The sequence below is a fragment of the Ancylobacter aquaticus genome (assembly GCF_004339465.1).
GTDB classification, from domain to species: Bacteria; Pseudomonadota; Alphaproteobacteria; order Rhizobiales; family Xanthobacteraceae; genus Ancylobacter; species Ancylobacter aquaticus.
This window is the reverse complement of record NZ_SMFY01000005.1, coordinates 186,934-201,420: the sequence shown is the minus strand read 5'-3', so window position 1 is coordinate 201,420 and position 14,487 is coordinate 186,934. Positions and strand designations below refer to the sequence as shown.

Below are 14,487 nucleotides of genomic sequence, written 5' to 3'. Positions count from 1 at the left end.
AGATGAGAGTGAGCGTCAAACGTTTTGGGTTGGCGACGGCAATGACGGCGATGGCGGCAGTGTATTCGCCCGTCGTCGCACAGCAGGCCGATAGCGCCTCGATCCTGATCTATGACGCTTCCGGTTCGATGTGGGGCCAGCTTGATGGAGGCCTTACCAAGGTCGAGGTGGCTCGCAAGGTGATCGGTGACTTCTTTGCCAGCCGCGACAATTCCGTTCCGCTCGGCGTCATCGCCTATGGCCACAACCGGCGCGGGGACTGCTCGGATATCGAGACGATCGCGAATGTCGGCGTGAACAGCCCCCCCGATCTTTCGGCGCGGCTCAACCGCCTCACTCCGCGCGGCATGACTCCCATCACGGATTCGCTCTCGCTTGCCGCCTCGCTGATCCCGCCCACGGCGGAATCGGCCGATATCATCCTTGTGACCGATGGCCTCGAAACCTGCGACGCCGACCCTTGCGCTCTTGCCGCGCAACTGGCGAAGCAGGGTGTCGCCATCCGCGCGCATGTCGTCGGCTTCGGGCTGACGTCGCAGGAAGCGGCGGCGATGAGCTGCGTGGCCGATGCCACCGGTGGGCTGTTGCTGACGCCCCAGACCGGACAGGAACTGGCCGACGCGCTCGACCAGATCGCTCAAGTGCAGCCCTCCCCGAAGCCAGAGCGGGTTGTCGAGGAAGCGTTTTTCGACATCGGCCCCAACGCCGAGGCGGGCCACATCCACGCCATCTCATACAAGGGCACCGTGCCCGCTGATTATTATGCAGGGTTTACCCGCCGGGGAAACAACGCGCCACCCGTCAGCGGTGCCTATGGCGTCGTGGGCGGCGCCGGCAAATCGGGTCGCAATCCATTCTCGCGTGTGACCCCTGCGGAACCCGGCGCGTACGACCTGATCATGGTTGGTTACAATGGCGACATCATCGCCCGTCAGCCGATCGACGTGGTGCCGCCGTCAAACGGGTTCGACGCGGTTGGTTCGGTCGAACCAGGCAAGCGTTTTGAATTGACCTGGCGCGGCCCCAATCAGCTGCAGCAGCGTATTGTCATTGCCCGCCCCGGAGCCGCGCCGGGGGACTATCTGAAAAGCTGGGGCTTTCCCTATACCAATCGCAGCAGCCAGCGCATGCGTCTGACAGCACCGGCCGAACCCGGCATTTACGAGTTGCGCTACATCTCGGCAAACCGGAAAGAAATCCTGTTCTTCCGCCAGTTCGGCGTCGGGGTTCCCTTTGAGGATGCGAACCTGACAACCAGCTCGGACCTCGCCGCGCAAGCTGCTGCCGCCACACAGGCAAAACCGGGGCAGGACGCGCTGCCGCTGGTGCGGGCCAGCTTTCGCACCGCTGCAAACCTCCCCCAAATCCCGCTTTCATGGTCAGCTGTTCCGCTCGATTCGGACATGGGCCCGGAGGCCTGGTCTCCTGTCTCCGCGATGGTCATTGGCCAAGGTGATTTCGAGCCGGGCCGCTACGAGGTCTCGGCAACGGGTCCGGGCGAGGTCGCGTTCAGGGCCGTGGTCGAGATTTTGCCCGGCCAGAACAACGACTTCGTTGTCCCGCCTGTCGCTGCTTCCGACGACAAGGCGTCGGCCAGCACGCTGTCCGGCCCCTGGCAGGTGATTGGCGTGCCGCCCTATCAGGTTCAGGCGAGAACAGATCAATTGCTGACGCTTGCGCTCGAACAAGCTGAACCGAACGGCCGGATCGGCGGGAGCTGGACCGCCAAGGAAATGCTTGCCGGGCCGGAGGCTGCTGGACGGGAGGGCACATTCACGACAGCAGCTCGCGAAAAGGATGTGCTGCGCATGACCTTCACCGTGGGGGATCCGATTCCCCGGCCCATGTCGCTTTATCTCACCCCTTTCGGCCTAGGCTATGCCGGCTCCTTGTCCTCCGGGGCGAAGGGAATGAGCGTCGTCATGTGGCCCGGCGACCATAAACCGCCCTCTCTGGCCGAGATGCGCGCCGCCGTACATGGCCCTGCCCCGGCCGATTTCGTGGATATGGCGGTTCAGGGCTCGTCCGCCCAAACAACCGGGCCGACGACGGCGGCCGCGGCAGTGTCGGTGCGCCTGCGCACACCCTTGGCGGTTGGCAAGGTGGGCGTGCAGTGGTCGGCGGTCCGCACCGATGTCAGGGAAATGGATGTCGCTTTCGCCAGCCACGATCTCCTGTCGACCTTCACGACCCACCTGACACCGGGCGGCACGTATGAGGTGGAGGGGGTCAACGAGACGGCCCGTATCCGACTTGCCGGCACGATCACGATCAACCCGGCAGGCGGCAACAATTTCGAGATTCCGGTCGCCGGAACCGCCGATGACCATGAGGACCCGGTGGCCTTCCACTGCACGGGCACTGCCTCAGGCTGCCCGGTCAATCATGCCTCAAGCGGGATCTCGCTGACCCTGCCGAACAATTGGTCGATGAGCGAGCCCTTTTTCTACGAAACCGCTGGCGGCGCGCGTGCCAATCGCCCGACGGCCACGTTCTTTACGGAAGAGGCCGGCAAGGTCATCAGCGTGGAGCTCAACCCGCACCAATGGATGGAATCGAACGGTCCGTGCCGATCCATCGCCGCCAACCAGCTTTGCATATTCGGCGGACAGGGCAGGGCTGCGCAGAGCGCGTTCGAGGGAATTTCTTCGTCGCTTCAGCTTGCCTCATCGGGTCCGAACGACGCGGCCACACCTCGATCCTCCGGGTCCACGGGGACGATTCGGTTGACCTTTCAGCCGGTGACACAGTTCGGAGCGGGCTGTTCCCTGAAGGCCGAACTTGCGAACCCGTCGGGTGAAGCCTTCACGGTTTTCGCGCCGATCAACGCCACGGCAAACGGCCAGCCGGTTCGCCCCGCGCTCAATCCGGACGCGCCCGTCGTGTTGGAAATCGACGCGTATACCGAGGCAGGTGCCTCCCTCACCCCGCCGACGCTGATGTCTCCCTGCGATACGTTGGTTGTCGGCGTTGGCCCCGTGAAGTGCCGTATGGGCGTTGGCAGTTCCAAACCGTTGACCGCCTGCCCCCTGCCAGTCGAGGTGATGGCCATCCCGGAGTTCACCGATCTCTACCTCGTAAGCGCGAGCGATCGGGCGTCCGCCGCGCCGCCGAAAGGCTCCCCGGCCGTCGTCTCGTCGTCGCGCGCGGTCATACCCGTCGATCTGGGCGGGCGTGATCCGGAGGCCGTCCTGCGTGCCCTTTTCGACAACAAGGCGAGGAACTGACCCATGCGGAACCTTCTGGCATCCACCCTCGTCGGTTCGGCCGTGATCTTCGGCTCTGTCCCGGTGTCACAGGCGCAGATGGTACAGATCGCCATGTGCATGGAAGGCGGTTGTAGCTGCCATGTGCCCGGCACGGCGCTTGCTGATGTCGAGATCATTCTGGGGTCTCCCAACCCTCCGGGGGCCGCCGACATGACGCTCGTGATGTACGAGAACGAATATAGCTGGCGTTCCCAAACGCCCGCGCAGATCGACGCCACGTTCGGCGGCAGAGGCGAATGCCCGGTTCAGTTCGAAGCACCGCTCATTCCTGAAGACGGAATGTGGCGGATAGAGACCGGGGCCACTGACGCTTCGGCCTGTCCGCTGTTCTCGCTCGCCGGTCAGGCCGTGCCGGGACAGGTCAGCGGCGACACCCGCCAGATCGGATGGGGCGGATGGTTTTCGCCCCGCAAATTGATGCATGGCCACATCGGCCAGGTGAACTGGACGTCCACCGGCGGACATTCGTGGCGCGGCGTGGTTGTGGATGAACGACTGTCAGACAACTCCGGCACGACAGGCGCCAGCGTAGTCTGGCGATTGACACTGGTGACACCCACCGAGATTACCGGCTCAACCGTCTTCGAATACGACATTTCATCGAGTCTCTCCGATGCTGCCGCACAGGCGGTTCTCAAGAACATGCAATGCCGGACGGTCACGCCGTTCACTGCGCGAAAAGTTGGATGAACCGGCATGCCGGTTTCATCCCAGGTTATCAAAATCCTCACAGACTGGCTCCGCGAGAATGGCTATCTGACCACATGAGCTTGATGTAAATAAGCCTCGAAGCAAGACCCCGCAGAGATGGCTTCAGCGCATTGAAATAGCTTCAGTAACTTCATATGATGAACCCCCAAAGGCGCCGGTCGGGACCCGGTTTATATTCGAAATTTATCAACTAAATTATAGAGTTAGAAGGTTTTCAGAACCAGGGCCCCTCTTCGATGCTCATTCACAACGCGGAGCTAATTTTAATTGTCACGTTGATCTTGGTTTGATCGAGTACTTCGGCCATATGATCGCAATTTCTAGATGTACTCAAAATTTTCTGATTTATATTGTCAACATTTGCAACGGAATTTCATTCAATGTCCTAGGACGAAACAACGTAAGGCGGTGCTCATCCCTAAAGGATTTGAACCTTTCGGCCAGTGTCTTGCTGTCGAGCCCGAACGAGGCTGTCGGTCGGGCATGTTGATGGGGCGGAGTGTCCCCGGGCGGTACTTCCGGCTATAAAACAGGCTCATTGGAGTCAACGAGACGCTCCGTCACGGCTGTGGCGCGGAGGGAGCATGCCATGTTCAAGCCATTCATCATCAATCCGCCGGTGTTTTTCGGCTCGGTGAGCATCATCTGCCTGTTCCTCGCGGTGGGAATCATTATCCCGGAACAGGCCAGCACTATCTTCAGCACGTTGCAGGCCAGTATACTGGCGGGGTTTGGCTGGCTCTACCTGCTTTCCGTCGGCATATTCCTCACCTCCGTCTTGCTGCTGTGCATCGGCAGCTTTGGCGGCCTCAAGCTGGGCCCGGACGATTCGACCCCGGATTTCCGCTTCTCGTCCTGGATCGCTATGCTGTTCGCTGCCGGCATGGGCATCGGCCTCATGTTCTATGCCGTGGGCGAGCCGATGACCCACTTCATGCAGCCGCCGACCGCCGAGCCGCGCTCGATCCCGGCGATGCGCGAGGCGATGTCGGTGACGTTCTTCCACTGGGGTATCCACGCCTGGGCGATCTATGCAGTGGTCGGCCTCTCGCTGGCCTATTTCGGCTATCGCTACAACCTGCCGCTGACCATCCGCTCGGGTCTCTACCCGCTGCTGAAGGAGCGCATCAATGGGCCGATCGGCCACGCCGTCGACATCTTCGCTATCGTCGGCACCATGTTTGGCATCGCCACCTCGCTGGGCCTCGGCGTCAGCCAGATCAATGCCGGGCTGAACTATCTTGTCGGGCTGCCGGTCGGGGCCGAGGTCCAGCTCGTGCTGATCGCCGTCATCACCGGCTTCGCCACGGCCTCGGTTGTCACCGGCCTCGACAAGGGCGTGCGCATCCTGTCGGAGATCAATCTCGTCGTGGCGATCCTACTGATGCTGTTCGTTCTGGTCGTCGGGCCAACCGAACTGCTGTTCCGCGACTTCGTGCAGAATATCGGCCTCTACCTTGACACCATCGTGTTGCGCACCTTCAACATCTATGCCTATGAGCCGACGCCCTGGATTGACGGCTGGACGCTGTTCTACTGGGCGTGGTGGATTTCCTGGTCGCCTTTCGTCGGCATGTTCATCGCCCGCATCTCGCGCGGACGCACGGTGCGCGAGTTTGTGGTCGCGGTGCTTTTCATCCCGGCAGGTTTCACCTTTTTCTGGATGACCGTCTTCGGCAACACCGCCATCTTCATCGACACGGGCATTGCCGCCGGCGATCTAGGCAAGGCGGTGGCGGCGGATGTCTCTGTCGGGCTGTTTCGGTTCTTTGAATATCTGCCGCTGCCCGTTGTCACCTCGACCCTCGCCATTGTCCTGATCGCGGTGTTCTTCGTGACCTCGTCCGATTCCGGCTCGCTCGTCGTCGATTCCATCGCCGCTGGCGGCGAGACGCAGACGACCACCGGCCAGCGCGTATTCTGGTGCGTGCTGGAAGGCGTGGTCGCGGCCTGCCTGCTGCTGGCGGGAGGGCTTGGGGCGCTTCAATCGGCCACCATCGCCAGCGCGCTCCCCTTTACCTTCGTCATGCTGGCGCTGGTCTGGGCCTTGTTCAAGGGCATGCGGGCGGACATTGCCCAGCAGCGGGCACATGCGAACCAGCCCGTCTCCGTGCCGAGCGCGCCGGCCTCCGGCGTCACGTGGCAGCGGCGGCTCGCGCTCATTCTGCACGCGCCGACGCAGCGCGAGGTCGAGCGCTTCATCGCCCAGGAGGTGCGCCCCGCCCTTGAGCAGGTGGCGCAGGAACTGACGCGACGCGGCCGCGTCGCACAGGTGCGGGAGGAAGAGAACGGCGTCGTGGCGCTGCGTTCACCGGCGGAAAATGTGCGCGATTTCGTCTATGGCGTCAGCGCCGTCGCCCACCGCCTGCCGACCTTCCTCACGGCGGGGGCCGGAAAGCCCGAATACCGCTACGAGGCGCGGACCTACTTCTCCAGCGGCGGACGCGGCTATGACGTGATGGGAATGGCGCGCGACCAGATCATCACCGACGTGCTGGTGCAGTTCGAGCGCTATCTGAGTCTCGTTCATTCACCTGAGACACAGCTTGTACATGCTGCGCCCGGGCATGAGCATGAAGGGGAAGCCTAGACTAGGATGCGCAGGCGCGTGACCGCTTCATGGTCGAGCGAATGTCCGGCTTTATGCAGAGGGCCTTGGCATATGGAGACTATACCCTTGATGAGCTGACCTCCGCGGCACGAGATGTGGCGCCGTACCTTCTCGCCAGCGCAACGGACGCCGCCAAATTCCAGATAGACCGCATGGACGAGATAGTGAGGCAGTGGCGCTCCGAATTTTCGCGGGCAGAATGGAGCCGCCTGCGCGTCATTGTGCTCGGGCCACGAATGCCGCGCAACGGTTACGTCCAGCTGGCCTATTTCAGATTCCTCACGGGACAGGAGGCCGTTGGGAGAACGCTGATCTATGGCGAGAACATTTCGGGCGTTGTCACGTTAACTTCGGCGTTGCGGCAGGCCGTGTAGTTGGAATCGGGTCCCGCGACATCTGGCATCTCGACGAGGTCGTCGTCACCATTGCCGGGCAGAAGCACTGGCTGTGGCGTGCCGTCGACCAGAACGGCTATATCCTCGATGAGATCGTCCAGATGCGCCGGGACACCAAGGCAGCGAGGCGCTTGCTGAGGCGTCTTTTGAAGAAGCAGGACTGCGCGCCCCGGCGCATGATCACTGACAAGCTCGGCTCTTATGCCGCCGCCCGGCGTCAGATCATGCCGGCGATCGGGCATCGCGCGCATAAGGGCCGCAACAACCGCGCCGAGAACTCGCACCTGCCACTCCGAAAGCGCGAGCGGGCGATGCAGGGCTTTCGATCATCGGGGAGCCTTCAACGCTTCGTCGTGGTCTTCTCCGCCCTCCGCAAACTTTTTTCGTTCCACCCCGGTCCCGCTGCTCTGCCCTAGCCGCTCACCTCTATCGCCTCAATGCTATGGCGCACTGGAAGCCGTCGCTGGCGTCACCGCCTGAGCCTGTCACCAGGCCAAATGCTCCTCTTCGCGACCGCCGGAAGTTAACGTGACAACGCCCATGCGGGATGCCGGTTGGCTAGCACCCGTTCGCCTGGGGCGTGCATGATTTCCGGCATGATGGAGAGCCCCAGCCCGAAGCCCGAATCTGCGCCGCAGGCGGTGGCGGCCTTGTCATCCGACGATGGAAAGTCGTGACAAACCTCGTTTACTCCGAAACGAAATCGGTCATGGTCTTCAACAGCAGCACGCCCACAGTGGCGCCAGCATCCTGCAGCCCCAACGTTTTCTCCTGGAACGCCGCCGCCTTGCCATGCTGGGCCACCATGGTCTTGGTCCGCTCCAGCTCTGCCTCGGCGGAGTCGGCAGCCGCCTTCAGTGCCGGAGCCAGAGCGAGGCCAGAGGCCGCGGCCGTCTCCAGTGCACCAGCCACCGGGTCCAGCACGTCAAGAATGGTCTTGTCGCCCAGCTTCGCCTTGCCACGCTCGGCAATGCCGGTAGCAAAGGCCCGCCAGAAGGCGGCCGCCTCCGGGGTGCCGATCGCCTCCTTGCCGTCGAGCGCCTTGGCGCCGCGCAGGAAGCCGGTGGCAGTGAGAGTTCCCATGGTGGAGGGGGCCGTCTTGGCCATGATCGCGCCGGCCGAGCGGAGCAGTTTGGTAAGTCCCGCGCCCGCGCCTTCGGCCGCCACGGTGTCGTAGGCCGCCGCAAACGACTTCGCCATGGTGATGCCGAGATCGCTGTCGCCGACCTTGCCGTCGAGCGCGATCAGGAAATTGCGCTGTTCGGCGAACGTATCGCGCCAACGCTGGAAAAGACCGATCAGATCGTCGGCGCGGATCGCGTCCATTGGGAAACCTCAGACCTTGTAATGGGCGAAGAACGGCGTGTTCGTCGGCGCGGCAACCAGCGGATCGAGCTCGGCGTCGAGCTTCAGCACTGAAATGGAGGCCCCGGCCATTTCCATCGCAGTGGCGAATTCGCCGATCCAGACATGTTTCACCCTGGAACCGCGCTGCTCGAACAGCTGGGAGACGCGGCGAAATAGGATGTAAAGTTCTTCCTTCGGCGTCCCACCGAGGCCGTTGACCAGCACCGCGAACTCGTCGCCGCTGCCGGCAGGCAGCTCGGCGAAAATGCGCTCCATCATCTCGTCGACCACGGCGTCGGCCGCGGCAAGCTTGGTGCGCCCGATGCCCGGCTCGCCATGGATGCCCATGCCGATTTCCATCTCGTCGTCACCGACGGAGAAGGTGGCGTGGCCGATCTCCGGCACCACGCAACTCGACAGCGCGACGCCGATGGTGCGCACATTGAGGCGGGCCTTGTCGGCGAGGCGCGTCACCTCGTCAAGTGGAAGCATCGCGGCGGCTGCGGCGCCCGACACCTTGTAGACGAAGAAGATGCCGGCGACGCCGCGACGCTTGTGCTCTTCGCCGACGGCGGAGGACGCGACGTCATCATTGCCGATGACCTGCTTCACCGCGATGCCGTCAATGTCTGCCAGCTCGGCGGCCATGTCGAAATTGATGATGTCGCCGCTGTAGTTACCGTAGACGTAGAGAACGCCGGCGCCCTGATCGATGTACTTGGTCACTTCGTGCATCTGGTCGGCGCTCGGCGACTGGAACACGCCGCCGACGGCGCAGCCATCCAGCATGTTGTCGCCGACATAGCCAAGGAACAGCGGCAGGTGGCCGGAACCACCGCCGGTGGCGATGCCGACCTTGCCGGGCGTCGGCTTCGCCACCACCAGGCAACGCTTGTCGTCATTGACGTAGGTCAGCTGGGGATGGGCCCGGTAGATGCCTTCCAACATTTCGTCGACGAAATGCGCCGGGTCATTGAGAAACTTCTTCATATGGTCCTCTCGGTTCCTCTTGGAGCGCGAAGCTGTGGCGCCGGTTGAAATCAGCCGTTCTTTTTCTGGCAGAACACGAAGAAGCCGGCGGCGAGCAGAATGAAGGTGCCGACCACCACGCGCTGCCAGGTGGAGGGGATGCCCACCATCACCAGCACGGAGTTCACCACCACGATCAGCAGCACGCCGAGCAGCGTACCGATGACGCTGCCGGTGCCGCCGGTGATGCGCGCACCGCCCAGCACGACGGCGGCGATGACGTTGATCTCGCTGCCGACGAGATCAAACGGGTTGGCCTGCCGGTTGGCGGCGGTGTGGATGATGCCGGCGAGCCCAGCCAGCGCCCCGGCATAGGCGAACAGGAAGATATGGATGGTCTTCAGGCTGTAGCCGAGCCGCTCGGCGACGCTGGCATTGCCGCCCAGCGCGAAGATGGCGCGGCCCATCAGCGTGCGGTTCAAAATCCACCAAGTCAGCAGGGCTGCCGCCGGCAGGACGAGGAAATAGAACGGCAGGGTGATGGTGCGACCGTCCCCGGACTCGAACTGGAACAGCGGCATGCGGCCGAAGGCGCCCATCTGCGGCGGCAGCGACATGATCCAGACGGTACCGATGAAGGCGAGCAGGATGCCGCGGAACAGGTACTGCGTGCCGATGGTCACGATCAGCGAGGGCACCCTGAGGTGGTGCACAAGCAGGCCGTTCACCACGCCCAGCAGCGCGCCTCCTGCCATGGCGAGCAGGAGCACGAGGGCGATAGGCATATCAGGGACATGGTCCTTCACCAGCAGCGTCATCGAATACATCGTGAACGCGGCAATGGCGGTGAAGGAGACGTCGATTCCCCCTGCCGCCAGGATGATGAACACGCCGAGCGCGAACAGGCCCATGACCACGCTGGCGCGACCAATATCCACCAGCGAGGAGGGCTGGAGAAAGGCCGGGTTGATGATGGAGACGGCGACGCAGATCGCCAACAGGATCGCGAGGGTGATGATCTCCGGGCGCCGGCTTACCAGATCGATGAACGCGCTGCGCCGTGAGGGTTTGGCGGGGATGTCGTGAAGATGGAGCGCGCTCATCGGGCGGCCTCCGTTGCGAGGTCGGACCGGGACGTCAGCATGGCCTGGTAGAGCTGTTCCTCGTCGGTCGCCCGGGCATCAAATTCGGCGACGATGCTGCCCGCATTCATTACGAGGATGCGGTCGCAGTTCTGCAGCAATTCGGGCAGATCGTCGCTGATGATGACGAGGCCCATGCCGGCTTCGGCGAGTTGCTGAACCAGGCGGTAGATCGTGTCCTTGGAGCCCACATCGACACCCACGGTGGGCCCGTGCAGGAGCAGCAGCCTGGGGTTGATCGAGAGCCAGCGGCCGATGAGCACGCGTTGCTGATTGCCGCCGGAAAGCGCACCGACCGGGAGGTCGATATCGCGCGTGTTGAGGTGCATATCCTGAGCGATTTTCCCGGCGAGTGCCCGGCCCTTCGTCTTGTCGACGATGCCGACCGCGTTGGCGAGGTCGCTCACCACGAGGGCGATCTCGTTCTCGAAGATCGACTTGTCGAGGAAGAGGCCCTCGCCCAGCCGGTCCTCGGGCACATAGCCGATCCCGAGGCGTATCGCATGGGCGGGGTGGCCGATCCGCTCGACCTTGCCATCGATACGGATGCGCCCCACGGAAGCGGGGGTGACGCCGGCAATCGCGGTGGCGAGCTCGTTGCGGCCGGAATCGGCAAGGCCGGTGATGCCGAGAATCTCGCCATGGCGCACGCTGAAGCTCACATTCGCGAAGCTCGGCGGCAGCGAAAGACCGTCCGCGGCAAACAGTTCCTCCGCCCTTGGGGCGCCGGTCCGGTAGCGCTTGGAATCGATGGTACGCCCGGTCATCAGCTCGGTGAGACGGTGCTTGGAATAGTCGGCTAGCGGCCCCTGTGCCACGCATTGGCCGTCGCGAAACACGATCGCGTGGCCGCCGATACGGTAGCATTCGTCGAGCTTGTGGGTGACGAACAGCACCGCCACGCCCTCGGAGCGCAGGCGCTCGACGACGGCGATCAGATTGTCGACCTCCCGGCGGGTGAGCGAGGTGGTCGGCTCGTCCATGATGACCATCTTCGCCCGGGTGGCGATGGCGCGGGCGATGGCGACCAGTTGGCGCTGGGCCAGCGGCAGGTCGGAGACGATGGTGGAGAGATAGGCCGGCGCCGTGGGCAGGCCGACCACGTCGAGCGCGGCCTCGGCGGTGCGCTTGAGCCGCGCACGGTCGAACAGCCGCGCCAGCCGCCCACCGCTCGCGACAAGCTGCTCATTGAGCGCAACATTCTCCGCGACCGTCAGGTTCGGCAGCAGGGAAAGGTCCTGGTAGACGGTCTCGATGCCGGCGGCGAGCGACTGAATCGGGTTGAGCGCGCGGAAGCTCCGGCCTTCGAGCACGATCTCGCCCTCATCCGGGGCGTGGGCGCCGGACATGATCTTGATGACAGTGCTCTTGCCGCAGCCATTCTCGCCGAGCAGGTGATAGGCCTCGCCCGCCGCGATGGAAAAGCTCACCCCGCGCAGCGCGTGGACACCGCCGAAGCGCTTGTGGATGTTGCGCAGTTCGAGGAACGGGCGCGCCTGCGCGCCGGTCGGCAGGGGGGTATGGGACGCGTGGGACATGAGGACTCCCCTGACACCGTGATGACGCGTGCGGTGAGCGACGCGTGCGGGACCCCGGGAAACGCGCAGGGCGTCCCCCGGGATCTGGACTTATCGGGCGATCAGAAGAGGTATTCCTTGTAGTTCGCCTTGTCGGCGAGCACCATGCCGTTGCCGATGATGAGAACACCCTCGCCTGGGCCCTTCACCACCTTCACCTTTTCGTAGCCGGGCACGCCGAGATCAGCGCCGTCCTCGACCTTCTTGCCGGCGATCAGGCTCTTGGCGACCGCGTTCATTGCCATGCCGGCCTTCTGCGGATCCCAGAAGCCGATGGCGGTGATGGCACCGGACTCAAGCAGGTCCTGCGAGGGGTTCGGGAGGCCGGTGCCGACCAGGCACACCTTGCCGGACAGGCCGGCCTCGTCGATGGCGCGGCCGACGCCGAGCACGTCATTGCCAGCCGAAGTCTGGAAGCCCTTGATGTCGGGGTGCTTGCGCAGGATTTCCTTGGCCTTCTCATAGGTGCCGTTGGCGTCGTCGAACGACTCGTTGTTCTTGTCGACCAGCACCATGTCCGGATGCGTCTTCGCGTTCTCCTCGCCCGCACCGACCCACTGCATGTGGGTGCGGCTGCCGACCGAGCCGACGAAGGTGGTCCACTTACCCTTGCCGCCCATGCACTCGGCCAGACGCTTGTTCAGGGCACGCCCGTAATCGGCATTGTCGAAGGCCTCGACATCGGCATGGGTGTTCTTCTGGTTGTCGGCCTCGTGCGTCACCACGATGATCCCGCGATCCATGGCGCGCTTGAGTGTGCCTTCGAGTACGGAGGGGTCCATTGGCACCACGGCGAGCCCGTTGACCCCCTTGGCGACGAGGTCGTTTATGATCTGCAGTTGCTGGGCCGCATCAGCGGTGGCCGGGCCGTACTGGGTGGCGACGACATCGGGATTGTCCTTCTGGAACTGCTTGACGCCGGTTTCCATGCGGTCGAACCACGGAATGCCGCTGATCTTGACTATAGTGGCGATGACCGGCTTGTCCTGGGCCATCAGCGCGCCGGCGGAGCCGGCCACGACGGCGAGGGCCATCGCCGAGCCGAGCAGCATCTTCTTCGAGAGAGCTCCCATAGTTTCCTCCTTTTTTGTTTCCACCCTCATGATCTGATCGATGCGTGAGGGTTGCGCATCACACGAGCTTCTCGCTCTTGTTCGGGGTTAGCAGGCCGACCAGGTTGTAGCGGCCGACCGCTAGGAAGGTCAGAAGCAGTGCGCCCCAGGCGAAGTCGCGAACGAAGTTCGACAACCCGCCGAAGTTCAGCAGGCTCGACATGAGCTGCAGCGCGATCGTTGCCATCACCACGCAGATCACCCGGCCATAGCCGCCCTCCGGGCGGACGCCCGCCATGACGGCGATCAGGATGGCAATGAGCAGGTAGGACGTGCCGTAGTCCCACTTCACGTTGACGTTGCGCGCCGCGATGATGATTCCCGCAAGGCCCGCCAGCAGCCCGCTCGTCGCATAGGTCGCGATCAGTACCCGCGCCTTGGGAAAGCCAGCGAAGGTCGCTGCCTTGGGGTTGGTGCCCATGAGCATCAGCCACAGGCCGAAAGGGGTGAATTTCAGTAGTGCAGCGACCAGCCCGGCGGCGCCGATGAAGACAAGGAAGCTGATCGGTACGCCCAGAAAAAGCCCATTGCCAATTGCCGACAGCAGCTCGGGGCTGCCGACAGCCACTGCCCGCCCGTCCGACAAGACCACGGCAATGCCTGTGAACAACATCTGGGTGCCGAGGGTGCACAGGATGGGCGTAATGTTCAGCCGGCTGATGAGCAGGCCGTTAAACATGCCGCCAACCAGCCCTATCACCAGTGCCACCGCGATGAAGGCAATGGAGAAGACGGTCTCGTTGCCGGTGCTCGCCAGGAATGAGGCAACGATGATCGCCGAGGCGACGCCGGAGAGGTTGGCGAGCGCGATGCCGGAAAGATCGATGCCGCCATTGCCGGCGCACATGGCGAGCATCACTCCGATGGCGAGGAAGCCGATCTCGGGCAGCTGGCCGGCCATGGACTGCAGGTTGAACGGCGAGAGGAAGGTGCCGCCGGAAATCATCGCCCCCACGGCGAGGAGCGCCGCGTTGATGACGACGAGCATGACCAGCTGTCCGCCGGTGGTTCGCATGGTCTCCTCCCGGAGTGGTGCCGGTACTTTTAGTAAACTTTGACCAGCTTCACTAAATTCGTAGCAAAGGCTTTTGCGGGGCGCAAGCGGCCTACCCGAGGTGGGTGGCAGTGTTCTGCGGGCGCCCCCCGCAGCTGCCTTGGGACCAGCGTGCCCAAAAGAGCGGCAACGTTCAGGGCCGGTAGGGCATCAGATGAAATATGGAATTTCGTATACCAAACCCTTATAGGGCAGCCTTTCTTACGCTTCTGTGGGCATTTCCGTCATCTCTCGGGCAAGGCCAGGCCCGTCGCTGCCGGAGTGTTCGATCGACGGGGAGCGCGCGAATTCCAAATGGGC

Annotated in this window: 10 protein-coding genes and 1 pseudogene; 5 read left to right on the top strand and 6 right to left on the bottom strand. The window is 63.4% G+C overall.

Translation table 11 applies throughout. The features are described from left to right. The first annotated feature begins 2 nt into the window (after window positions 1-2). From EV667_RS20860 to EV667_RS20845, 5 genes and pseudogenes are all read left to right on the top strand, one after another. Window positions 3-3,227: a vWA domain-containing protein gene (locus EV667_RS20860; RefSeq protein WP_131837249.1), complete on the top strand. Its 3,225-nt coding sequence runs from the start codon at window positions 3-5 to the stop codon at window positions 3,225-3,227. Window positions 3,228-3,230: 3 nt separating this feature from the next. Continuing rightward, window positions 3,231-3,959, top strand: a complete 729-nt coding sequence (locus EV667_RS20855; protein ID WP_131837248.1) for a hypothetical protein — start codon at window positions 3,231-3,233, stop codon at window positions 3,957-3,959. 610 nt (window positions 3,960-4,569) lie between these two features. Next, on the top strand, window positions 4,570-6,570 hold the full coding sequence (locus tag EV667_RS20850) for a BCCT family transporter (protein ID WP_131837247.1): 2,001 nt from the start codon (window positions 4,570-4,572) through the stop codon (window positions 6,568-6,570). Window positions 6,571-6,599: 29 nt separating this feature from the next. Then, window positions 6,600-6,965: a hypothetical protein gene (locus EV667_RS22650; protein WP_165901660.1), complete on the top strand. Its 366-nt coding sequence runs from the start codon at window positions 6,600-6,602 to the stop codon at window positions 6,963-6,965. Window positions 6,966-6,979: 14 nt separating this feature from the next. Continuing rightward, window positions 6,980-7,466 (top strand): annotated as a pseudogene (locus EV667_RS20845) (IS6 family transposase); the annotation flags it as partial. 207 nt (window positions 7,467-7,673) lie between these two features. Here EV667_RS20845 and EV667_RS20840 read toward each other — a convergent pair. From EV667_RS20840 to EV667_RS20815, 6 genes are all read right to left on the bottom strand, one after another. Next, window positions 7,674-8,312 carry a dihydroxyacetone kinase family protein gene (locus EV667_RS20840; protein ID WP_131837246.1) on the bottom strand — a complete coding sequence of 213 codons (639 nt, stop codon included), beginning with the start codon at window positions 8,310-8,312 and terminating at the stop codon, window positions 7,674-7,676. A 9-nt stretch (window positions 8,313-8,321) separates the two neighbouring features. Then, window positions 8,322-9,323, bottom strand: a complete 1,002-nt coding sequence (locus EV667_RS20835; protein WP_131837245.1) for a dihydroxyacetone kinase subunit DhaK — start codon at window positions 9,321-9,323, stop codon at window positions 8,322-8,324. A gap of 50 nt (window positions 9,324-9,373) precedes the next feature. Further along, complete coding sequence (locus EV667_RS20830; RefSeq protein ID WP_131837244.1) at window positions 9,374-10,405, bottom strand: ABC transporter permease; 1,032 nt, start codon at window positions 10,403-10,405, stop codon at window positions 9,374-9,376. Further along, window positions 10,402-11,982: a sugar ABC transporter ATP-binding protein gene (locus EV667_RS20825; protein ID WP_131837243.1), complete on the bottom strand. Its 1,581-nt coding sequence runs from the start codon at window positions 11,980-11,982 to the stop codon at window positions 10,402-10,404. The genes EV667_RS20830 and EV667_RS20825 overlap by 4 nt, the downstream gene beginning before the upstream one ends. A gap of 101 nt (window positions 11,983-12,083) precedes the next feature. Further along, window positions 12,084-13,094, bottom strand: coding sequence for a substrate-binding domain-containing protein (locus tag EV667_RS20820; RefSeq protein WP_131837242.1), 1,011 nt, complete (start codon window positions 13,092-13,094; stop codon window positions 12,084-12,086). A 58-nt stretch (window positions 13,095-13,152) separates the two neighbouring features. Then, the gene (locus EV667_RS20815; RefSeq protein ID WP_131837241.1) at window positions 13,153-14,148 is read right to left on the bottom strand and encodes an ABC transporter permease; all 996 of its coding nucleotides are present in this window, start codon (window positions 14,146-14,148) and stop codon (window positions 13,153-13,155) included. Between the last annotated feature and the right edge of the window lie 339 nt (window positions 14,149-14,487).